18 protein-coding genes and 1 pseudogene are annotated in these 21,120 nt (G+C 70.3%); 12 read left to right on the forward strand and 7 right to left on the reverse strand.

All coding sequences use genetic code 11. The features are described 5' to 3' along the window. Positions 1-1,124: pseudogene (locus ACFYX0_RS33005) on the reverse strand (amino acid transporter); the annotation flags it as partial. Positions 1,125-1,606: 482 nt separating this feature from the next. Here ACFYX0_RS33005 and ACFYX0_RS33010 point away from each other — a divergent pair. After that, positions 1,607-2,011, forward strand: coding sequence for a hypothetical protein (locus ACFYX0_RS33010; protein ID WP_355908672.1), 405 nt, complete (start codon positions 1,607-1,609; stop codon positions 2,009-2,011). Between the two features lie 116 nt (positions 2,012-2,127). Here ACFYX0_RS33010 and ACFYX0_RS33015 read toward each other — a convergent pair whose 3' ends face one another. Then, entirely contained in the window at positions 2,128-2,664 is a 537-nt protein-coding gene (locus ACFYX0_RS33015) for a hypothetical protein (RefSeq protein WP_388975837.1), read from the reverse strand. A gap of 580 nt (positions 2,665-3,244) precedes the next feature. Between ACFYX0_RS33015 and ACFYX0_RS33020 the strand changes: the two genes are divergently transcribed. Then, positions 3,245-4,276 carry a cytochrome c oxidase assembly protein gene (locus ACFYX0_RS33020; RefSeq protein ID WP_388975840.1) on the forward strand — a complete coding sequence of 344 codons (1,032 nt, stop codon included), beginning with the start codon at positions 3,245-3,247 and terminating at the stop codon, positions 4,274-4,276. A gap of 57 nt (positions 4,277-4,333) precedes the next feature. On the opposite strand, the gene ACFYX0_RS33025 is transcribed toward ACFYX0_RS33020, so the two are convergent. Beyond that, complete coding sequence (locus ACFYX0_RS33025; protein WP_388975843.1) at positions 4,334-4,873, reverse strand: ester cyclase; 540 nt, start codon at positions 4,871-4,873, stop codon at positions 4,334-4,336. Between the two features lie 159 nt (positions 4,874-5,032). Between ACFYX0_RS33025 and ACFYX0_RS33030 the strand changes: the two genes are divergently transcribed. After that, positions 5,033-5,857, forward strand: a complete 825-nt coding sequence (locus ACFYX0_RS33030; RefSeq protein WP_388975846.1) for a glycosyltransferase 87 family protein — start codon at positions 5,033-5,035, stop codon at positions 5,855-5,857. A 38-nt stretch (positions 5,858-5,895) separates the two neighbouring features. Then, entirely contained in the window at positions 5,896-6,201 is a 306-nt protein-coding gene (locus tag ACFYX0_RS33035; protein WP_388975849.1) for a hypothetical protein, read from the forward strand. Positions 6,202-6,654: 453 nt separating this feature from the next. On the opposite strand, the gene ACFYX0_RS33040 is transcribed toward ACFYX0_RS33035, so the two are convergent. Then, positions 6,655-7,380, reverse strand: coding sequence for a hypothetical protein (locus ACFYX0_RS33040; RefSeq protein WP_388975852.1), 726 nt, complete (start codon positions 7,378-7,380; stop codon positions 6,655-6,657). Between the two features lie 139 nt (positions 7,381-7,519). Between ACFYX0_RS33040 and hemL the strand changes: the two genes are divergently transcribed. The 8 genes from hemL (at position 7,520) to ACFYX0_RS33080 (ending at position 16,015) form a co-directional block, all read left to right on the forward strand. Continuing rightward, positions 7,520-8,839, forward strand: coding sequence for a glutamate-1-semialdehyde 2,1-aminomutase (gene hemL, locus ACFYX0_RS33045; protein ID WP_388975855.1), 1,320 nt, complete (start codon positions 7,520-7,522; stop codon positions 8,837-8,839). Continuing rightward, complete coding sequence (locus ACFYX0_RS33050) at positions 8,836-9,510, forward strand: histidine phosphatase family protein (RefSeq protein WP_388975858.1); 675 nt, start codon at positions 8,836-8,838, stop codon at positions 9,508-9,510. Before hemL ends, ACFYX0_RS33050 begins: the two co-directional genes overlap by 4 nt. Before the next feature lie 235 nt (positions 9,511-9,745). Next, the gene (locus tag ACFYX0_RS33055; protein WP_388975860.1) at positions 9,746-11,035 is read left to right on the forward strand and encodes a hypothetical protein; all 1,290 of its coding nucleotides are present in this window, start codon (positions 9,746-9,748) and stop codon (positions 11,033-11,035) included. Positions 11,036-11,101: 66 nt separating this feature from the next. Then, positions 11,102-11,737 (forward strand): TlpA disulfide reductase family protein, encoded by a 636-nt coding sequence (locus ACFYX0_RS33060; protein ID WP_311697501.1) that lies wholly within the window; start codon positions 11,102-11,104, stop codon positions 11,735-11,737. 1 nt (position 11,738) lies between these two features. Beyond that, positions 11,739-12,512, forward strand: a complete 774-nt coding sequence (locus tag ACFYX0_RS33065) for a cytochrome c biogenesis protein CcdA (protein WP_355908642.1) — start codon at positions 11,739-11,741, stop codon at positions 12,510-12,512. A gap of 3 nt (positions 12,513-12,515) precedes the next feature. Further along, complete coding sequence (locus tag ACFYX0_RS33070) at positions 12,516-14,312, forward strand: cytochrome c biogenesis protein ResB (RefSeq protein ID WP_388975863.1); 1,797 nt, start codon at positions 12,516-12,518, stop codon at positions 14,310-14,312. Continuing rightward, positions 14,309-15,391 (forward strand): c-type cytochrome biogenesis protein CcsB, encoded by a 1,083-nt coding sequence (gene ccsB, locus ACFYX0_RS33075; RefSeq protein WP_388975865.1) that lies wholly within the window; start codon positions 14,309-14,311, stop codon positions 15,389-15,391. Before ACFYX0_RS33070 ends, ccsB begins: the two co-directional genes overlap by 4 nt. A gap of 213 nt (positions 15,392-15,604) precedes the next feature. Then, the gene (locus ACFYX0_RS33080) at positions 15,605-16,015 is read left to right on the forward strand and encodes an SRPBCC domain-containing protein (RefSeq protein WP_388975867.1); all 411 of its coding nucleotides are present in this window, start codon (positions 15,605-15,607) and stop codon (positions 16,013-16,015) included. Between the two features lie 10 nt (positions 16,016-16,025). Here ACFYX0_RS33080 and ACFYX0_RS33085 read toward each other — a convergent pair whose 3' ends face one another. From ACFYX0_RS33085 to ACFYX0_RS33095, 3 genes are all read right to left on the reverse strand, one after another. After that, entirely contained in the window at positions 16,026-17,570 is a 1,545-nt protein-coding gene (locus ACFYX0_RS33085) for a hypothetical protein (protein WP_388975870.1), read from the reverse strand. A gap of 66 nt (positions 17,571-17,636) precedes the next feature. Then, positions 17,637-19,766 carry a hypothetical protein gene (locus ACFYX0_RS33090; protein ID WP_388975873.1) on the reverse strand — a complete coding sequence of 710 codons (2,130 nt, stop codon included), beginning with the start codon at positions 19,764-19,766 and terminating at the stop codon, positions 17,637-17,639. A 175-nt stretch (positions 19,767-19,941) separates the two neighbouring features. Beyond that, positions 19,942-21,000 (reverse strand): sulfite oxidase, encoded by a 1,059-nt coding sequence (locus tag ACFYX0_RS33095; RefSeq protein WP_388975875.1) that lies wholly within the window; start codon positions 20,998-21,000, stop codon positions 19,942-19,944. Positions 21,001-21,120 lie beyond the last annotated feature (120 nt).

A 21,120-nucleotide genomic window follows, 5' to 3' on the forward strand; every position in this document is an offset into this window, starting at 1 on the left:
CAGTGCGGGGCCATGCCGTAACGGGGCAGATAGCGCGGCATGAGGTTCAGCAGACCGGCCATGGCGGAGGCGCCCGCGAACCACAGGATCGCGATCGTCGAGACGTCGTAGACCGTGCCGAACCCGCCGCCCAGATACTGGTGCGCGAGGTAGGCGAGGGCACGGCCGTTGGCCGGGCCGCCGGCCTTGAAGTCGTTCGCAGGGATCAGCAGAGTCGTGATGAAGCTGGTCGTGATCAGGAAGACGCTCATGATGACGGCGGCGGTGGTCAGCAGCTTTCTGGTGTCCCGGATCCGGCCGGTGGGCCTCTCCTCGGTGTCGTCCGGATCGCCCTGCACATGGGGCATCACGGCGACACCGGTCTCGAAGCCGGACAGGCCGAGCGCCAGCTTCGGGAACACGATCAGGGCGAGGCCGACCATGATGAAGACGTTGCCGTGCTGGGTGGTCAGGGCGCCGGTCCAGTCGGTGACCACGTGTTCGGCCGTGATCACGTGCCACAGGCCCTCGGCGACCACGACGGCGTTGAGGACGAGGTAGATGCCGACGAGGGCGACCGCGACCCCGATCGCCTCCAGGAACCCTTTCAGGAACACCGCGCCCAGCAGCGCCACCAGCAGCAGGGTGATCAGCACCTGGTGGCCGTGGAGGACGCCGGTGAGGTGGGGGTTCTCCACGAGGTGGGTGGAGGCGTCGGCGGCGGAGAGGGTGATGGTGATCAGGAAGTCGGTGGCGGCGAAGCCGAGCAGGGTCAGGACGAAGAGCTTGCCCTGCCAGAAGGAGAGCAGGCGCTCCAGCATGGCGATGGAGCCCTCGCCGTGCGGGCTCTCCTCGGCGACGCGGCGGTAGACGGGCAGGGCGCCGGCCAGGGTGACGATCACCAGCACGATGGTGGCGATGGGGGAGAGCAGACCGGCGGCGAGCGCGGCGATGCCGGGCTGGTAGCCGAGGGTGGAGAAGTAGTCGACACCGGTCAGGCACATCACCCGCCACCAACGCTGCCCCTTGTGCGGGGGTTCCGGCTCGGCATACGGGCCCTGTGAGGTGCCCTTGCCCATGTCGGACAGCCCCTCCAGCATCCACGCCCGCAATCGGCTCGGGCGGGCGTGCTCCGTAGCGGCCATCGGCGTGCTCTCCTGGCGTACGGCTCTACGAACGATTCCGGCCATCGGGAAGACCGCGTTACCAGCCTAGGCAGAGTGCGTGCCGGGGGCCTCCGCACGGGACCGGCCGATGCGCCGAGACCGCCAAGCGGGCTGGGGGACACAGCGGTCCTCGGACAAACCACCCCCCACCACAGCCGAGTTCGACGCGCGCCCGCCCCGGCCGGCCGGGATGTCACGCTGCCGGGTCGGCGACGTCCTTGCCGAGCCGTCCACGGGGTGCTCCGAGGCCGGATCACATGAGGCGAAGGTAAGAACTGGAACCCTCGTAATTACGGAAATGACCTGGGTGTATCACGTTCAGTGACGGCTTTGGGGGTTCTTTCGTTACTGCAATCCAGTGACGGCCGGGTCGCCGCCCGGTCGCCTCCATGGAAGCCTCAAAGGTGCGCGCAGTTGGGGGAATCCGTCAGGGGGGATCTGTCACAGCACAGGAGAGAAACGTGAAATCCTCGCTTCGTACCCGCTCCGCCCGTGTCCTCCCCGCCGGTGTGCTCGCCGCCGCTCTGCTGGCGGCCGGGGCGCCCGGTGCCTTCGCCGCCACGCACACGCAGGCGAAGAGCGTGAACGTGATCGCTGCCTCGATTACCGTGCAGCCCTCCAAGACCGAGCTGACGCTGGGCGAGTCGGTGACCTTCACGGGTCGCACCCAGGGCCTGAAGGCAGGCGACGTACTGAACCTCCAGCGGTTCCACGGTGGCAAGTGGGTCATCGTGAAGACGGTCAAGGTCGCGCAGGGCGACACCTACGCCATCTCGGCCACCAAGCTGCCTGCCAGGGGCACGGAGAAGTTCCGTGTCATCCACGGCAACACCATGTCGCCGACGGTGACCCTCACCGTGAAGTGACCTGACGCCACTGGGTATCACACGCGAGTGACGCCGCGAGGCATCACCTCGAAGTGACGCCGAGAGGCTGAAGGGGCGCCCCGGGCCCGGGGCGCCCCTTCCCGTGTCGAGCGAGTTCAGTCCTCGCTGCAGAACTGTTTGGCGGCCAGGGCCGCTCCGTCCTTGAAGCCCTTCTCGTAGTTGGGGTCGACTCCGACGATGCCCTGCTTCATCTTGCCGCCGCAGTTCTTCCTGATCGTCGTGAAGCCGTCCTTGAAGCCCTTCCTGTACTGGGCCTTGGCGTCCTTGGACTCCTTGGTTCCCTTGGACTTCGGTGTGCTGCCGCAGTTCACCTTCCCGTCCTCGTCGCTGGAGGCGGTGTAGTGGCCCGCGGGCAGGCCGCCGACGGAGAAGGACCCTGTGGAGGTCTTGACCCCTCCCCCTGCCTTGGTGCCGGAGAACGACACGGAGCCGGGCTCGAATCCCGACCCGACGAGGGTGAACGAGGGATTGTCGGCTGTCGACTTGGTGTCCTCGATGAGCAGACACCTCGCCTTGGTGGGAACGGTGGTGGGTGCCTGTCCTGTCGCTGCGTGGGCGGCGACCGCCGGTCCGAGGGCCAGTGAGGAGACCACCAGCGGGGCGATCATCGCGAGACGGCTCGTGCGGATCATGTTCTACCTCCCGTGAACGGGAAGGGGCCTGCCGAGGGGGCGGCGGCCCTCCTTGCGGAAGGCACAGCGCGGCGAAGGGTGTGCAAAAGGTCGCGAGAAACGCGATGACCCGGACTCGGGCGTCACCGCGCGGCCGGCCACCGACCCATGGGTCCGAGCCGCCCTGGAATGCGCCCGCCACGCCCCGTGCCCGGACTCGGGGCACCGGATGTGCGGTCGTACGGGGCGACACGTGTCTGCCGACGCAGCGCGTCCACGCGGTCACCCTCGAACCGGTGTGCCATCGCCTCCATGCTGCGACGCCCTGCCGGGCATGTCCACCGGAGGCCTCAGAAGCCACTCTGTCACCAGGCGTAACGTTACGGGGCTCTGACGTGGGCCGTCCGCGCCCGTACGGCGCTCCGCGGACACGGTCCGGAGATGCCTGCCGTACGGGCTGACGGTTCGTCAACACTCCCTGTCGCTCCGCCTCCCGGCGCCGCCGGACACCCCGCCGTCCGGCGACCGGCCGGTGGAGGCTACCTTCGCCCTGGGAGCCGAGTCGGCTCGCCACGGTACGGGCTGAAGGAGGACGATCCGCATGGTTGATCACGCGGCGGCCGGTATGTCCGCTCTGTCCGCAAGTCCGCTCGCGGAGCTGACCACGGGACGCCTGCTGTCCTCGTGGCAGGTGGACGTCCCCGCGCTGCTGCTGGTCCTCCTCCTGGGCGGACTCTACGGCTGGGGTGTCGCCCGGCTGCGGCGACGGGGCGAGCCCTGGCCCGTCGCCCGTCTCGGCGCCTTCGTGCTGCTCGGACTCGGCGCGCTGGTGGTGGCCACGATGTCCGGGCTGGCCGTGTACGACCATGTGCTGTTCTGGCCGGCGGCCGTGCAGAACATCCTGCTCGACCTGGTCGCGCCCCTCGGCCTGGCCCTCGGCGATCCCCTGCGGCTCGCCGTCGAGGCGCTGCCCGAGACCGCCGCAGGCCGGGTCCGCCAGGCGATGACCGGCCGGGTGGTGCGGATTCTGACCTTCCCCCTGGTCAGCACCGCCCTGGTGCTCGTCACCGAGCTGACCGTCTACTTCACGCCGTACTTCGCCACGGCCCTGCGCCTCGGCTGGCTGCACGAGCTGATGTATCTCCATCTGCTCGCGGCCGGCTGCCTGTTCGTCGTGCCGGTGCTCACCCACGAACAGACCCTGCCCGCCTGGTGCACCCATCCGGTCCGGGCCGCGCTGGTGTTCCTGGACGGCATCGTCGACGCCGTGCCGGGGGTCGTCGTCATGACGCACGGCACGCTGATCGCGGGAGCCTGGTATCTCCACCACGCCCCGTCCTGGGCGCCGGACGTCCACCGCGACCAGCAGATCGGCGGCGGGGCGATGCTCAGCATCGCCGAACTCGTCGCGCTGCCCTTCATGCTGGCCATCCTCGCGCAGTGGGCGCGCGCCGAACGCGTCCAGACGGTGGCCTTGGACCGCCGTCTCGACGAGGAACTCGTCCCCGCCGCCCCCGTGACCACGACCCCGCACCACGACGAGACACAGCCCGCCGAACGCGTACGCCCCTGGTGGGAGACCGAGGAGAACGAGGTGGCGACCCGAATCCGCCGCCAGCACGGCGCCGACTGATCGGACGGAGGGTCAGAGACCGTCCGTCCGAGCGCGCCTTTCACCGCGGGCGACGCCTCACTTGGTCGCCGAACGCGCGCCGTGCGTCAGGGCATCGGCGGCGCCGGCGGCCAGCTTCGTGACCTCGGCGGCCGCGCGGGCGGCCCGGCCGGACACCCGCCAGGCGAGCATGCGCAGTGCGGTGGCCGGAGCCGGCGGGAAGACGCCGAGCTGGCCGAGCATGGTGATGTCGTCGCGGAGTGCCTCGTGCCGGACCACCTTCCCCTCGCGGATGTCGAGCAGATGGACCTGCTCGAAGTCGATCTCGCGTCCGGTAGGGGCGACGGCCTGGTCGAGTCGGCCGTCGCGGAAGCGCACGAACGGGCCGGTGTGCCGACCCTGCATCCGCAGCCGGACCCAGACCTGATGGTCGTTGCGGGCCATGCCGAGAACGGGGAGGCGCAGGTCGCTGAAGGCCGACCGCAGCCACGCGCCGGAGGCCAGGGTGCCCGGCGGGATCCGGTACTCACCAGGTCTTGACTGGCAGCGCGTTACGCGACAGCGAGCCCTTATGTGCGCTTCTCGCGCACCTGCACTCCGTGGGCGCGACGTGTACACATCAAATGTGCAGTTGCGCCGTGATCACCACCCTCCCCCCACTCAGCCTCGCCTGATGTCAGCTGTCGTTCGCGCACAGGAGTCGGGCACCGCCACCGTCACCGGCGAGTCGTCGCACGTCGGACGACCGTGGACTGGCCACTGCTGGTGGTCTGTGCCGTGTCTGGACTCGTGGTGGGCCTGCTGTCGCCCGCCGACACCTCGCAGGAAGCGTGGGGCCTGGCCGCCTCATTGGGTTACGGCTGTGCCGCGCTGGTCGCGGCAAGGTCGTCCGCGCCGTGGGCACCGGCCCCCGCCGTGGCCGCGGTCGTCGGTGCGGTCGTCGTGCCGCTGCTGTACCTGACGGTGATCAGCAAGGAGCAGATGAAGGCCGGCGTCGTGGAACGGGCGGCCGACTTGCTGTTCGCTTCCGGAAGCCCGTACCACCCCACACCGCACGTGGTGCGGGACTTCAATCCCTACCTCCCCGGTATGGCGCTCTTCGGCACACCGCACATGCTGTTCGGCGACATCCCGTTCACCAGCGCCCGGTTGTGGTTCCTCGTCGGTTTCCTGGCGGCCGTAGCGGGCGCGATACGGGTGCTGACCGACGGCCGGGACGCGGACGCCGGTCGGGTCAGCATCCCGCGCGCGGTCACCGGCAGGGCGGGCGTGTTGTGGCTGATCGCCTGTCCCGTCGTCGCGCTGCCGCTCACCATCGGTGGCGTGGACCCTCCGGTCATCGGGTTGATGTGCCTGGCCCTGGCCTTCACGCAGCGGGGCGATGCCGGCCGGGCCGGGCTGGCCTTGGGCGCGGCGGCCGCGCTGAAGTGGACCGCCTGGCCGGCCATCCCGGTGCTCGTCGTGTGCTGGCGGTACGCGGTGGACGGCGTGCCGCGGTCGAGTGCGCAGGGGGAGCCGTGGGGATCGCCCTGCTCGCCGTCCTGCCCGCGGCCCTGGTGGACAGCAGTGCCTTCTACCGCAACGAGGTTCTCTATCCGTTAGGTCTCGGTCCCACGGCATCGTCCGCGCAGAGTCCCTTGTTGGGGCATCTGATCGCTGCGCTGGTCCCACACGGCGAGGCGGTGACGGTGGCACTCATCGCGCTGAGCGCCGCGGGTGTGGGCCTCTCGCTCCTGATCCGCCCGCCGCGGAGTGCCGTGGCCGGTGCCGACCGACTGGCACTCGGTTTGATCCTGGCGATAGTGCTGTCCCCGGCGACCCGCATCGGCTACGCCATCTACCCGATCGTCCTGCTGGCTTGGCCCCGCTTCGCCGCCGACCTGTCGACAGGCCTGCCCAACAGACAGCCTCGCGGGACGGACCGGGCGGCCGACCAGCGGGCCTGACGGCGCGCAACGCCGACAGCGCGGACGGGAAGTGAGTATGGGCATGAGGTGCACATTCCAGATGCCTTGCTGCGCTCCGCGGTTGAACCCGGTGCGAGGGATCCGGTCGCTCCCCAAGCGGTACCTGGCCGACCGCGCTGCGGCTGACCACGGTTCCGCGATGGGCGGCTCGGCACCGTGGTGCTGACCGAGGCCGGTGATGGCCTTGCATGAAGCGACGCCTTCGGCGGTGTGCCTGGTCTGGGCTCGGGCCTTGAGATATCTCCAGGCGGCGCCGGAAAGTGGCATGGGCGCCCTCCGGCACGCGTCGCCTCCGCCCGCCGCTCAGGGCGCATCGGTGTCCTCGCTCGAACCCATGCGCCCTCAATGGGTCCTGGTGCCGCCTGACGGCCCCCTCGGCGCATGAAGAGGGCGGGACCCGAAAGTCCCGCCCGAACCCCACGAAAGCCCGGCTCAGGGCCAGACAAGGCAGTACGGCTGGTGCCCGGCCTCATGCAGCCGATGGCTGAAATCCTGCCATTCGTGCAGCAATTGGTACACATTGAACGCATCCCGCGGGCCACCGCGGTCCGGGACCGTGGACCAGATGAACGCCGCAGCGCCCACCGCCTCCTCGCCGATGCCGCGCAGCGGGTCCACGACCGTCATGGGGAGCTTGACCACCGCGTAGTCGGGGTGCAGGACCACCAGTTCCAGCGGCGGGACCTTGTGCAGCGGGACGCCCTCGATGCCCGTGAGGACCATGGCCGCCATCGTCTCCGGCTTGATCTTGGTGAACATGCCGCCCATGCCGAGCTCGTCACCGCCCAGCTCCTCGGGCCGCATCGAGATCGGGACGCGGGCTGCCGTGGCGCCGTCGGGCGCGCCGAAGTATTTGTACGTCACCCCCACCCGACCACCATTCCCGCTCCCTACCTCGAGCCGATCCACCGCGCGGCCTCTGCGGTCCATACGTGCCGCACGCTCGATTCGCTCAGGATCGGCCGGCGAAGCCTTGGAACCCTGCGCGCCTTGCGCACCCTGTGCATCCTGCGAACCCTGCTGCTCGCGAGCCTCGTAAGGCCCCTGCGTCCGATGTGTCTCCGTCGTCTCCTCCGCGTCGCGCCGGTGCCTTCCCCGCCGGGCACGCCGAGGACCCAGACCATCGGTCCCCTCGCCCAGTCCGCCACCGCGATGCATATCTCCACCCGACTGCTGTTCTAGGACGCGTGGCCCCCGCCGCGCAACCCGATCATCGTGTCAGTGACCTCCCCCACGGCCGCCCGCCGAAACGTGCGGTGAAACACCTGTCCGCAGGTTCTCCGCTGCCTCTGACACCATGGCTAGTGTGAGCTATCCGTACGAAGCCCCAGTTTCGCAGACTCTTTTCGAGCGCGCGGCGGCCGTCACGCCCGGCGGCGTGAACTCTCCGGTGCGCGCCTTCCGCGCCGTGGGCGGTACGCCCCGGTTCATGGTGTCCGGTACCGGTCCCTATCTGACCGATGCCGATGGACGCGAATATGTCGATCTTGTTTGTTCGTGGGGGCCCATGATTCTCGGGCATTCCCACCCCGAGGTGATCGCCGCCGTCCAGGAGGCCGTCTCGCGCGGTACCTCCTTCGGTACGCCCGGCGAGGGCGAGGTCGCGCTCGCCGAGGAGATCGTCGCCCGGGTGGCGCCGGTCGAGCAGGTGCGGCTGGTCTCCAGCGGCACCGAGGCCACCATGTCGGCGATCCGGCTCGCCCGCGGCTTCACCCGGCGGGCCAAGGTGGTCAAGTTCGCCGGTTGTTACCACGGCCATGTCGACTCGCTCCTCGCCGCCGCCGGCAGCGGTGTCGCGACCTTCGCCCTGCCCGACACCCCCGGCGTCACCGGTGCCCAGGCCGGGGACACGATCGTGCTGCCGTACAACGACCTCGACGCCGTGCGTGCCGCCTTCGCCGCGCACCCCGGTGAGATCGCCTGTGTGATCACCGAGGCGTCGCCCGGGAACATGGGCGTGGTGCCGCCGCTGCCCGGGTTCAACCAGGGGCTGAAGGATCTCTGCCACGAGAACGGTGCCCTCTACGTCTCGGACGAGGTCATGACCGGCTTCCGTACCAGCCGCGCGGGCTGGTACGGCATCGACGGCGTCGAGCCCGACCTCATGACCTTCGGCAAGGTCATGGGCGGCGGTTTCCCCGCGGCCGCCTTCGGCGGGCGCGCCGACGTCATGGCGCACCTCGCCCCGGCCGGGCCGGTCTACCAGGCCGGCACCCTCTCCGGGAACCCGGTCGCCACCGCCGCCGGCCTCGCCCAGCTGCGGCTTCTCGACGATGCCGCGTACGAGAAGGTCGACGCGGTGTCGGCCGAGATCCGTACGCTCGTCACGGACGCGCTCACCAAGGAAGGCGTCGCGCACCGGCTGCAGAGCGCCTCCAACATGTTCTCCGTGTTCTTCACCGACCAGCCGGTGGTCAACTACGAGGACGCGAAGGCGCAGGAGTCCTTCCGGTTCACCGCCTTCTTCCACTCCCTTCTCTCGCAGGGCGTCTATCTGCCGCCCTCGTCCTTCGAGTCCTGGTTCGTTTCCACCGCCCACGACGAGCGGGCGGTCCAGCGGATCGCCGACGCGCTTCCGGCGGCGGCCCGTGCAGCAGCGGAGGCCACGGCAGCATGAGTGACATCACCGTCGTCCACCTGATGCGGCACGGCGAGGTCGACAACCCGAGCGGGGTTCTGTACGGGCGGCTGCCCGGCTACCACCTCTCCGAACTCGGCCGGCAGATGGCCGAGCGGGTCGCCGAGCACCTCTCCACCCGGGACATCACCCATGTCGTCGCCTCCCCGCTTGAGCGGGCCCAGGAGACGGCCACCCCGATCGCCAAGGCACACGGCCTCGACCTCGCCGTCGACGAGCGGCTCATCGAGGCCGAGAACGTGTTCCAGGGCAAGACCTTCGGGGTCGGGGACGGCGCGCTGCGGCGGCCGGAGAACTGGAAGCACCTGGTCAACCCGTTCAAGCCGTCGTGGGGCGAGCCGTACGTGGCGCAGGTGGTGCGGATGACGGCGGCGCTGGACGCCGCCAAGGACGCCGCGCGCGGTCATGAGGCCGTGTGCGTCAGCCACCAGCTGCCGATCTGGATCGTGCGCAGCTTCGTGGAGAAGCGGCGGCTGTGGCACGACCCGCGCAAGCGGCAGTGCACGCTCGCCTCCCTTACCACGTTCACGTATCAGGGGGACAGAATCGTGTCCGTCGGGTACAGCGAGCCGGCCCGGGACCTGGTGCCGGCTCATCTGCTGGCGGGCGCCAAGCCGGTGAAGGGCGCGGGCAAGGCGTTCGGGGCCTGACACGTACGGGACCTGAGAGCGTCGTAGGTGTACGCGTTTCGTTGCCGCGTACACCTACGACAAGGCCTGCGGCTTACGCGAAGGCGTACGCTTCGTCACAAAGCGTATTCGGTCCCGTCATCCGTTGGTATCTTCGTAAAATCCGCTACATATAAGCGCGTTCGGGGGAACCGCGATCTCGGTCGGGTCCTCTCATTGTGTGACCACTGAGAGGACGCTATGAGATGGGGACGGGATGCGGGACATCAGCCGACGGGGACTGATAGGGCTCGGCGCGGGCGCAGCGGCCGCCATGGGACTGGCCGCGTGCGGCACCCAGGGAGGGAATGACGCCCAGGCCGGTCATGGATCCGGTAAGGGCGGCTCCGACGCCCCCGACAGCCCCACGGCCAGCGCGCGTCCGCTCGGGGACGGCTCCACCGCCAGCACGGGCAAGCAGCCGCACCAGCCGGACAAGCCGGTGCCCCTGGAGCCGGGCGAGACCCCGCCGCAGTTCGTGGTCTTCTCCTGGGACGGCGCCGGCGAGGTCGGCAACGGTCTCTTCCCGCGCTTCCTGGACCTCGCCAAGGAGCACGGCGCGTCCATGACCTTCTTCCTCTCCGGGCTCTATCTGCTGCCCGAGTCGAAGAAGCGCAAGTACCTTCCGCCGAACAACCTGCCCGGCGCTTCCGACATCGGCTACCTCAACGACACGCATGTCAGGGCCACGCTCGACAACGTGCGCCGTGCCTGGCTGGAGGGCCACGAGATAGGCACCCACTTCAACGGGCACTTCTGTGGCGAGGGTCACGGCTCGGTGAAGTGGTGGACGCCCCAGCAGTGGCACAGTGAGATCCAGCAGGCCAAGGCGTTCGTCAAGGAGTGGAAGACCAACACGGGCTGGCACGACCTGCCGCCCCTGCCCTTCGACTACGACAAGGAGCTCGCCGGCGGCCGTACGCCCTGCCTGCTCGGCCAGGACAACCTGCTGCCCACCGCCCGCGAGCTCGGCTGGCGCTACGATGCCTCCTCGCCCGGCGGCCTTCAGGTGTGGCCGACGAAGCGGCACGGCCTCTGGGACCTGCCGCTGCAGGAGGTGCCCTTCCCGGGGCGCAAGTTCCAGGTCCTGTCGATGGACTACAACATGATGTTCAACCAGTCGCAGAACTCCACCAAGGCGCCCGCCTACAACTACCCTGCCTGGCGCCAGCAGTCCGCCGGAGCCTACATAGCCGGATTTGAGCGGGCATACCAGACAAACCGCGCGCCCTTCTTCATAGGCAACCACTTCGAGCACTGGAACGGCGGCATCTACATGGATTCCGTCGAGCAGGCCTTCAAGCACATCGCGCGTGAGAAGGAGAAGGGCGCCGACGTGCGCCTGGTCTCCTTCCGGCAGTTCGTCGACTGGATCGACGTCCAGAAGCCCGAGGTGATCGCCAAGCTGCGCACACTCGGAGTCGGCCAGCAGCCGATCGGAGGCTGGAAGGAGTTCCTCGCGGACAGCGGCAAGTCCACGTCGAGCGACCCGTCAAAGGCCGCCTGAAATGGGTTTTTCCGCCCGCAAGGGGGGTGCGCAAGATCCCCGGAACGGACATGCGAAACTTTTCACATGAGTGCCGCCTGCCGCGCCCCCCAGCGCCTGAACCGCACCCGTAGCCGCAGCCGCCGCCGCGCCGCCCTCGCCACCGCCGGGGTCGCCGTAGCGGCGCTTGTGCTGTCCGCCTGCGGTTCCGGCGGCACCTCCGGGGGTTCGGGCAACACCAACTTCATCACCGGCAAGGACGGCATCGCGACCGTCAAGAAGGGCGAGCGGGCCGCCGCCCCCGACCTGTCCGGCACGACGATCGACGGTCAGAAGCTGGACGTCGCCTCGTACAAGGGCAAGGTCGTCGTCATCAACGTCTGGGGCTCCTGGTGCCCGCCCTGCCGCGCCGAGGCGTCGAACTTCGTCCAGGTCGCCAAGGACACCGCGGGCAAGGGCGTCCAGTTCGTCGGCATCAACACCCGCGACACCAGCACCGAGCCGGCCCGCGCCTTCGAGAAGCAGTACGGCGTCACGTATCCGAGCCTGTACGACCCGACCGGCCGGCTGATGCTCCGGTTCAAGAAGGGCACCCTGAACCCGCAGGCGATCCCCTCCACGCTGGTCCTCGACCGGGACGGGAAGATCGCCGCGCGGACGCTGCAGCCCCTCACCGAGGAGAAGCTGCGCGAGATGCTCGACCCGGTCGTCGCGGAGAAGTGACGTGAGCGGAGTCTCCCTGCTCGCCGCCGCCGGCGACCCGAACCAGACGGTCCTCAACGGGGCGCTGCTGGTCGCCCTTCCGGTCGCCCTCCTCGGCGGTCTCGTCTCCTTCTTCTCGCCGTGCGTGCTGCCGCTCGTGCCCGGCTACCTCTCGTATGTGACCGGTGTCACCGGCACCGACCTCGCCGAGGCGAGGCGGGGCCGGATGGCCGCCGGTGCCTCGCTGTTCGTGCTCGGCTTCACGGCGGTGTTCGTCTCCGGCGGGGCGCTGTTCGGGTACTTCGGGCAGACGCTGCAGGAGAACAAGGACACCCTGACCAAGGTGCTCGGCGTGCTCATGATCCTCATGGGCGTGTTCTTCATGGGCCTGATGCCCTGGATGACCCAGCGCGAGTTCCGGTTCCACCGCAGGCCCGCCACCGGCCTGGTGGGCGCGCCCCTGCTCGGCGCGCTGTTCGGGATCGGCTGGACGCCGTGCATCGGACCGACCCTCTCCTCCGTCCTGGCGCTCTCCTCCCAGCAGGCGAGCGCGGGCCGCGGGGCGGTACTGACCGTCGCGTACTGCCTCGGCCTCGGCATCCCCTTCGTGCTCGCCGCGGTCGCCTTCCGCAAGGCGCTCGGCGCCTTCGGCTGGGTCAAGCGCCACTATGTCTGGGTGATGCGCATCGGCGGCACGATGATGATCGTGACCGGCCTGCTGCTGCTGACCGGTGCCTGGGACGGGATCGTGCAGCAGATGCAGAGCTGGTCCGGCGGCTTCACGGTGGGGGTCTGATCCATGAGCGACACACGGAGCACCGACGTGCACAGCGAGACGACGGACACCACCCCCGACGGCGATCTCGGTGAGGCCGGCTCGCAACTGTCCACCGCCCCCGTCGAGGTGGCCATGCCCGGCTCCTTCGGCGGCTCCCGGGCACCCGGAGCCTGGGGCTGGATCACCTGGACCGCACGCGAGGTCACCGGCTGGGTCCGCTGGTTCTGGCGGCAGCTGACCTCCATGCGGGTCGCGCTGATCCTGCTCTTCCTGCTCTCGCTCGCCGCGATCCCCGGCTCGCTGATCCCGCAGACCGGCAGCGACGCGCTGAAGGTGCAGGACTTCAAGGACAGCCACAAGACGCTGGGCCCCCTCTACGACAAGGTCGGGCTGTTCCATGTGTACAGCTCGGTGTGGTTCTCGGCGATCTACATCCTGCTGTTCATCTCCCTCGTCGGCTGTATCGTCCCGCGCACCTGGCAGTTCATCGGCCAGCTCCGGGGCCGTCCGCCGGCCGCGCCCAAGCGGCTGACCCGGCTGCCCGCGTACGCGACCTGGCGCACCGACGCCGACCCCGAGCACGTCCGCGAGGTCGCGCTCAAGGCGCTCAGGCAGCGCCGCTTCCGGGCGCATGTGGACGGGGACGCGGTCGCGGCCGAGAAGGGCTATCTGCGCGAGGCCGGCAACCTGGCCTTCCACATCGCCCTGATCGTGATGCTGATCGCCTTCGCCTGGGGCCAGCTCTTCAAGTCCGAGGGCAACAAGCTGATCGTCGAGGGCGACGGCTTCTCCAACACCCTCACCCAGTACGACGACTTCAAGTCCGGCAACCTCTTCACCGACGACGACCTGGTGCCGTTCAGCTTCCGGTTGAACAAGTTCATCGGCACGTACGAGCGCACCGGCCCCAACAAGGGCACCCCGCGCACGTACCAGGCGAACATCACCTACAACGTCGGCGCCTACGGCAAGGACCAGAAGACCGCCGTCAAGGTCAACGAGCCGCTGAACATCGGCGACGCGAAGGTCTATCTGGTCAGCCACGGGTACGCGCCCGTCGTCACCGTCCGCGACGGCAAGGGCGACGTCGTCTACCACGACGCGGTGCCGCTGCTGCCGATCGACTCCAACGTCACCTCCCAGGGCGCCGTCAAGGTCTACGACGGCTACCGGAACGCCCAGGGGCAGACCGACCAGCTCGGCTTCGCCGCCTTCTTCGTGCCGACCTTCGCCGGCGCCGGCAAGGGCACGATGTTCTCCCAGTTCCCGGCGCTGGACTTCCCGGTGCTCGCGGTGTCCGCGTACCACGGCGACCTGGGCGTCAACTCGGGCATCCCGCAGAACGTGTACCAGCTGAACACGAAGAACCTGAAGCCGTTCAAGGACGCCAAGGGCGACCTCGTCAAGGCCCGCCTGCTGCCCGGCGAGACCATGCAGCTGCCCGGCGGCAACGGCTCGATCACCTTCGACAAGCAGGTCAAGGAATGGGCCGGCTTCCAGATCGTGCAGCAGCCGGCGAGCGGCTGGGCGCTCGGCGGTGCCGTCGCCGCCATCTTCGGTCTGGCCGGCTCCCTGTTCATCCAGCGCCGCCGCGTCTGGGTGCGGGCCACGGCCGGCCCCGACGGGGTCACCGTGGTGGAGATGGGCGGCCTCGGCCGCAGCGAGTCCGCGAAGCTGCCCGAGGAACTCGGCGACCTGGCCGGTCTCGTCCACGACCGGGCACCCACCAAGACCGACGAGAAGGAAGACGCCGACCCCGATCAGGAGCCGGGCGCCGAAACCCCCGTACCCGCCGCTGAAGGGGCTCAGAAGAAGTGACCCTCGCCACCGCCACCAACGAACACCTCGCGAATATCAGCAACACGCTGATCTACTCCGCGATGGCCGTCTACACCCTGGCCTTCTTCGCGTACATCGCCGAATGGCTCTTCGGCAGCCGCAGCAAGGTCGCCCGCACCGCCAACGCCCTCACCGCGGGCACCGAGCAGCGGGCCAAGGTGCCCGCCGTCACGGTCAAGAAGGCCGGGGGCACCGCGGTGCTGGAGCGCCCGAAGGTCGTCACCCGCGCCGCGTCCGGCGCCCGTGACGTGCCGGACGGCCCCGGTGCCCACGGCGGTGACGCCCAGGGCGACCTCTACGGCCGGATCGCCGTGTCCCTCACCGTGCTCGCCTTCGTGGTGGAGGTGGCCGGTGTCGTCGCCCGCGCGGCCTCCGTGCAGCGGGCGCCGTGGGGCAACATGTACGAGTTCAACATCACCTTCTCCACGGTCGCCGTGGGCGTGTACCTCACGCTGCTCGGCCTGAAGAAGAACGTGCGGTGGCTGGGCCTCTTCCTCACCACCTCGGTCCTGCTCGACCTCGGTCTCGCCGTCACCGTCCTGTACACGGCCAGCGACCAGCTCGTCCCCGCGCTCCACTCGTACTGGCTGTACATCCACGTCTCCACCGCCATCGTCTGCGGTGCGGTCTTCTACGTCGGCGCGGTCGGCACGCTGCTGTACCTCTTCAAGGAGTCCTACGAGAACAAGCTCGCGAACGGCGGCAAGCCCGGCACCTTCGCCACCTCCGTCCTGGAGCGGCTGCCCGCCTCGGCGTCCCTGGACAAGTTCGCCTACCGCGTGAATGCCGCCGTCTTCCCGCTGTGGACGTTCACGATCATCGCGGGCGCCATCTGGGCCGAGTCGGCCTGGGGCCGCTACTGGGGCTGGGACCCGAAGGAGACCTGGGCCTTCATCACCTGGGTCGCGTACGCCTGCTATCTGCACGCCCGCTCCACGGCCGGCTGGAAGGGCCGCAAGGCCGCGTACATCGCGCTCATCGCCTTCGGCTGCTGGCTGTTCAACTACTACGGCGTGAACATCTTCGTGGGCGGCAAGCACTCCTACGCGGGCGTGTAAGCCCTCTTCGGCGAAGGCCGGTTCCGGTGACCCGAGTCACCGGAACCGGCCTTCGCCGTACCGGCGGACGGGGACTGCGGCTGATCTTCGACCCGAGGGCCTCCGCCTTCCTCGGGGAGTGGCAGGTGGATGCGAAGGGCCAGGTCCGGGCGACCGGGCGGGCCGGCGTCCGTAACACGTGCGGAACCCCGGCCGCCGCGCCAGGCTGGTGTCATGACCAATCCCATCGAAGAGGGCATCGCCGAGCATCGGGGGGATCTGCACGTACGCCATTACCTGCTGCGCCTGGCCCGGCCCGTGGAGGAGGTCTGGCCGGCCCTCGCCACCTCCGCGGGGCTGGGGGAGTGGCTGGCCGCCGCCGAGCCGTTCGAGCCGCGGCTCGGCGGAGCGGTGGCGCTCGGGCTGCCGGAGGGCACGGCCCGGGGCCGGGTCACGGCCTGGGACGTGGAACGGGTCGCCGAGTACACCGTGGAGGGCCGCGGCCGGATCCGCTTCCATCTGGAGCCGGACCGCCCGGCCGGCACCGTCGTGCGGTTCACGCACGAGAGCGAGCAGGACGTCGACCCGGGCTGGCGGGAGCGCTTCGAGCGGCTGCTCGCCGTCGTGGAGGCCGACGTCCTCTGACGGGAGGGGCTCATGCCGGCGGCAGGCAGTCCTTGGCAGGCGGCTTGCCCTCCGGCCAGGCGAGCTTCACGAACCGCGACCCGCCCGACGGTGTCAGCTCCACGATCGCCACGGCCTTGTCGTAGGGGTTGCCGTGCCCGTCGAGACAGATCCATCCGCTCGCCCCGTTCACCCGGTGCGACCCCTTGATGTACGCCCACTCGTTGACCACGTCGGTCAGCGGCGGAACCGCCCGGCCGGTCGGGGTGGCCTCCCGCAGCCCCTGCACCGCGAGCCGCATCCCGTCGTAGGCGATGATCAGCTGACCGTCCTCCAGGGCCGTCGGCCCGATCGGTCCGACCGGCTGGGACGTGCCCCGGGCGATCAGATCGTCCAGCGCCCGTGCGTCCGCGGTGCTGCCGCCCGTCGCCGGGGCCTGCTGCTTCCAGGCGTCCGGGTGGGCCAGCGAGGTGTAGCGGAGGGCGAGGTTACGGGTGAGGGCGTCCCGGTTGAGCTTCTTGTCGCCGGTGAGATACGAGCCCTCGTCGCCCGTGAGCACGGTGAGCTTGCGGTCCGTGCAGCCGCGGTCCCCCAACGCGTTGATGAACTGGCGCAGTTGGGTGTGCCGGCCGGCGAACAGGATCGTGTTCATGGACGGCGGGGTGTCGCACACGACGGACGCGATCTGCCGGAACTGGTTGCCGGTGGTGCCGTCCAGGGTGCGGTCGGCGGGCGGGGCGAAGGACTGCGGCGCGATCCGCGATCCGGTCAGCAGCCGCTGGAAGGAGTCCTGGAGCGTACGGGTGTAGGGGTCGCCCGGCTTGTCGTACACCAGCAGCGCCTGCCCGCCCGACACCCTGGCGAACGACGCGAGGGCGCGGGCCTCGTCCGTGTTGGTGGGGGAGACCCGGGCCAGCCCCGGATAGGGGTCCTTGCCGTCCTGACCGTTGGCCAGGTCGTCGGCGGTGATCGAGGTGCCGATCACGGGGATGCCGTGGCGGGTCAGTGAACCGACCGCCTGCTTGTTGGCATCGGTGCTCTGCCCTATCCCGATCACCGCCCGCAGGGTGTCGGGGCCCTTGGCCATCGCGGCCAGCCGGTCGACGACGGTCTGCCAGTGCGCCCCGTCCGCACCGGGGTTGGCGAGCACGAGCCGGATCGACGGGGACTGGTCCGTGGTGTCGTGGTTGGCCTGGTACTGGGCCAGATAGGCGCCCTGCAACTGGTGCTGGATGTCGTTGAGGCTGGCCGGGGCGGACGCGGTGAACGGCAGGAACAGCGCGACGGTCACATAGCTGCCGGGCTTGAGCCGGCGGTTCTCCCGGTCGATGGCCCGCACGGTGGCGCTGAACGGGGCACGGCCGAAGTCGTACGCCGTCGTCGACACGCCCACACAGTCGTCGCTGTTCTGGGGGCGGGACACCCCCGGCGCGCAGGAACGGTCATCCTTGGTCATCACGAGACCGGACCACACGGCCGCGGCCACGACCACAGCGGTCAGCAGCAGCGCCACATATCGGCGGAAGCGAATCTCCCAGACGTCCTCGCGCAGCCATCTCCACAGCCGTGCCGCCATCACCGACCCCCGTTTTCGTACGAACCCGTCGCCTGCGTGCCGTTCACCCCCGTGGTCCCGCCCGCCTCATCCCCGTTCCCCGTCCTCGTCGTCGGCCGGGATGCGCAGCGGACGGCCGGCCAGCGCGTCCGAGGGCCAGTCGCGCGAGGCGCGCCACAGCAGGGCCGTGCCCCCGGGCCGCAGGTTCGACAGCTGCTCCAGTTCGAAACGCAGCCGCTCGGCCACCGCGGGGTCGGGCAGCACCAGCGGATCGGTCAGCTGCCACACCGCGTGCAGCAGCCGCCTAACGCGCAGGTGCAGAGCGGCGTCCACACCCTCGGGCGGCTGCTGGGCCGAGTCCGTACGGCCGAGCGCCACCGCGGCCCGGTGGTCGTGGCCGTCGAAGTCGCGGCCCTCGGGATCGTGTGCGTGGTAGTAGGGCGCGGAGGCGATGAAGACCAGTTCGGACAGCCAGGCGCCGACCTCGGTGTCCGGGAAGGTGTCCCGCAGCCGGGCCACCGCGAAGTCGGCCTTGCCGAGGGCCAGTTCGTGGTGCAGCCGGTAGCGGGCCGCGTCCGGGGCGTGCCGCTCGCCGTAGTGGTCGATGACCGCCCGGTGGGTCGCCTGCCACTGCGCGTGGCCCGTGCCGAGATGGTGCAGTCGCAGCAGGAGCAGGGCCCGCAGGAACGGGTCGCCGACGAACTGCCCGGCCGCCGTCGGCCACCCCTCCTCGGTCAGCCGCTCCTGGAGGCCGAGCACCCCGGCCGCGCCGAAGTCGTCCGGGAGCCGGTCCTCCGCCAGTGCCAGCGCAGAGTCCCGGTCGTGCGCGGCGGCGAGCACGGTCAGCTCGTCGAGCCGGCCGCCCGGCACCAGCCGGTCGAGCAGTTCCCGGTAGGCGGGGCGGCCGTCGTGCTCCGCGTGCAGGGCGACGTCCGCGGTGAGCAGCGCACCGAGGGACCGGGCCCCGCGCGGCAGGTTCTGCCGGGCGGACTCGGCGAGCAGGGTGATGCCGAGCGGGCTGCCGCCGGTCAGCCGGTGGGTGGCGTGCGGCAGCTCGGGCGGCATCTCGAGGCCCCGGCACGCGGCGCCCACGATGTGCAGGGTGTCGTCGGGTGTGAGCGGCGGCAGCGTGACGAGCAGCGCCCGGGAGGACGGGGAGGCGCCCGGCTCCCAGCTGGTGGCGCGGGCCACCTCGGTGAGGGAGCGGCGCCCGGCGTTGCGCAGCGAGACGGGGGTCCCTCCGCCCGAGTGCGGGCGGGAGTGGGGGAGGCTGTAGCCGCGCAGGGCGGAGAAGAAGACGACCTGGTCACGGATGCCGTCCGCGCGATCGTGCAGCACCGACTCCAGGAGGCCGCGTCCGGCGGGTGCCTGCACGTTGTCGATCAGCACGACCGGGCGGCCCAGCCGGTGGGAGCGCTGCATGACCCCGGTGTAGGCGTCGTCGAGGTCGGCCAGCAGGGCCCGTACGAGATAGCGCTCGGCGTGGGCGCGGGAGTCGCCGCCCGCCCGGAAGTGCCCCGAGAGCAGGATCAGCCCCAGCTTGGGGTTGCCGCCCGCGTTCGGGTAGTCCCGGTACCAGGTGGCGGCCCTGCGTAACCGCCGGTGGGTCGGCGAGACCCCCTCGCTGAAGGACTCCAGGGTCGCCTCGATGATCGGCTCGACGACGGGGCCGGTGTTCGACATGGAGGCGACGAGTTTGGCGACCACCTTGCCGACCCAGCGCCCCGCGAAGCCGTCGAGGAAGGAGCGGGCGTCGTTCAGCAGCAGGATCCGCTCGGCCTCCTGCCGGATCCGCGGCACGTCCCGGTCGCTCCAGCCGCCCGCCGCGACGGCCAGCAGCCCCGAGGCGAGCCGGGGGAAGTTGATCCGCCCGGCTCCCTTCACGGGCTCGGCGAGCTGTTCGGCGACGGTCGTGAGGGCCTGGGCGAGGGGCGACCACGCCTCGGCGGGCCGCTCCGGGGGCGGCGCCGTGAACTGCGCCTCCTCGGCGTCGACCAGCGCGACGGGCGTATGCCCCTGGTAGGCGGTGCGCACCTCGGCGAGCAGGGCGGTCCTGCCGATGCCGCGCCCGCCCGCGAACACCACGAACGGCAGATCGCCCTGGTGTTCCTGCGGCGAGGAGCGGAGCTGGTACGGACGCAGACCGACCAGCCGTGCGGCGAGGCCCGGCGGATCGGCGTCGAACAGCGGCCCCCGGCCGTGCAGCGATCTGTGCACCGCATCTCCCCCCGGAGCGGTCCGATCCGATGTGCTGCTGTGAGGTCTACCAAGAGCAGTGTAAAAAGGGGGAGTTGATTCGGACTAGGGCGCGCGATGTCCGTTGGGTTACGAAAGCCGCCCGAGGTTGTCCGTCGGCGGGCCGTGAATGATCGCCCCGCGCTTCAGCCGATCGTCAGCCGTGGCAGATGAGGTGCAGACCGGCCCAGGAGTTGTTGGCGTACCCCCTGGGGTTCCAGACCGTCGCCGGCGATTCGGGCTCCACGGTTCCGGTGGAGTCCCAGGCGCGGGCGAGGAGCTCCGTCTCGCCCACGGGCAGCGTGAACGTGGTGCGCCAGTGCTGCCAGGTCCAGGGGTTCTCCGGGGCGTCCAGATGGGCGTGGGTCCAGCTTCTGCCGTTGTCGGGGGAGACGTCCACGCGTGCCACGGTCCGGTCCTCCCCGGCGAGGGCGTACCCGGTGACCTCGGTCGGCCCTGCGGGCAGCCGGGCGTCCCGGTCGGGCTGCAGGATGGCGCAGTGGAGGGCGAGCGGGCCCAGCGTGATGCCGTCGTCCGGTCCGGCCGTGCGGGGGTCGGCCTCCGGCGGCAGGATGCTGTACTCGGTCTGGAAGTGGTTGTCGGACGGTTCGAGCTGTGCGGTGATGCGCCGGAGCCATTTGACGCTGCGGGCGCCGATCCAGCCCGGGACGACCACGCGCAGCGGGGCGCCGTGTGCGGCGGGCAGTGCCTCGCCGTTCATCACCCAGGCCAGCAGGACCTCGTCGGAGGTCGCCTTCGCCACCGGGACGGAGCCGCCGAAGGGCTCCGGCGGGTCGGTCTGCGGTGACACGTCGGTGCCGGTGAAGGCGATGTGGGCGGCCTCCTCGCGCAGTCCGGCCGCCGCCAGCACATCCGCCAGGCGTACGCCGCTCCAGCATGCGGTGGAGGTGGCCGCCGGGCCCCAGGGGACCTGGCCCGGGATGTCGCGGAACTCCATGAGATCGGCGCGGCGGTTGCCCGCGCACTGCAGGGTCGCCACCACCGTCCGCTCGGGGAAGCGGTGCCGCAGCTCGTCGAACGACAATTCAAGCGTGTGCTCGACAAGCCCCTCCACTCGCAGCCGCCAGCGGGTCACGTCGACACGGGGGATCGGCGCGTGGTTGCGGCCGTAGAAGCTGTCCAGAGGGGTGAGCTGGGCGAGAAGGGCGGCGGGAGGAGGCTCGGCGTTGTACGGCTCGACCTCATGCACCAGCATATTGTCGCGCTTGTTCCATATGCCCATATAGTTCCCGTTCCCCGAACCGGCCGAGGCGATACGTTCGCCTCCTCCTGGGTTCGGTCCCTCCGGGACACGGCGGCCGCGGCCATCGGCGGT

The sequence above is a fragment of the Streptomyces sp. NPDC002573 genome, from assembly GCF_042889625.1.
Classification (GTDB): domain Bacteria; phylum Actinomycetota; class Actinomycetes; order Streptomycetales; family Streptomycetaceae; genus Streptomyces; species Streptomyces gibsoniae.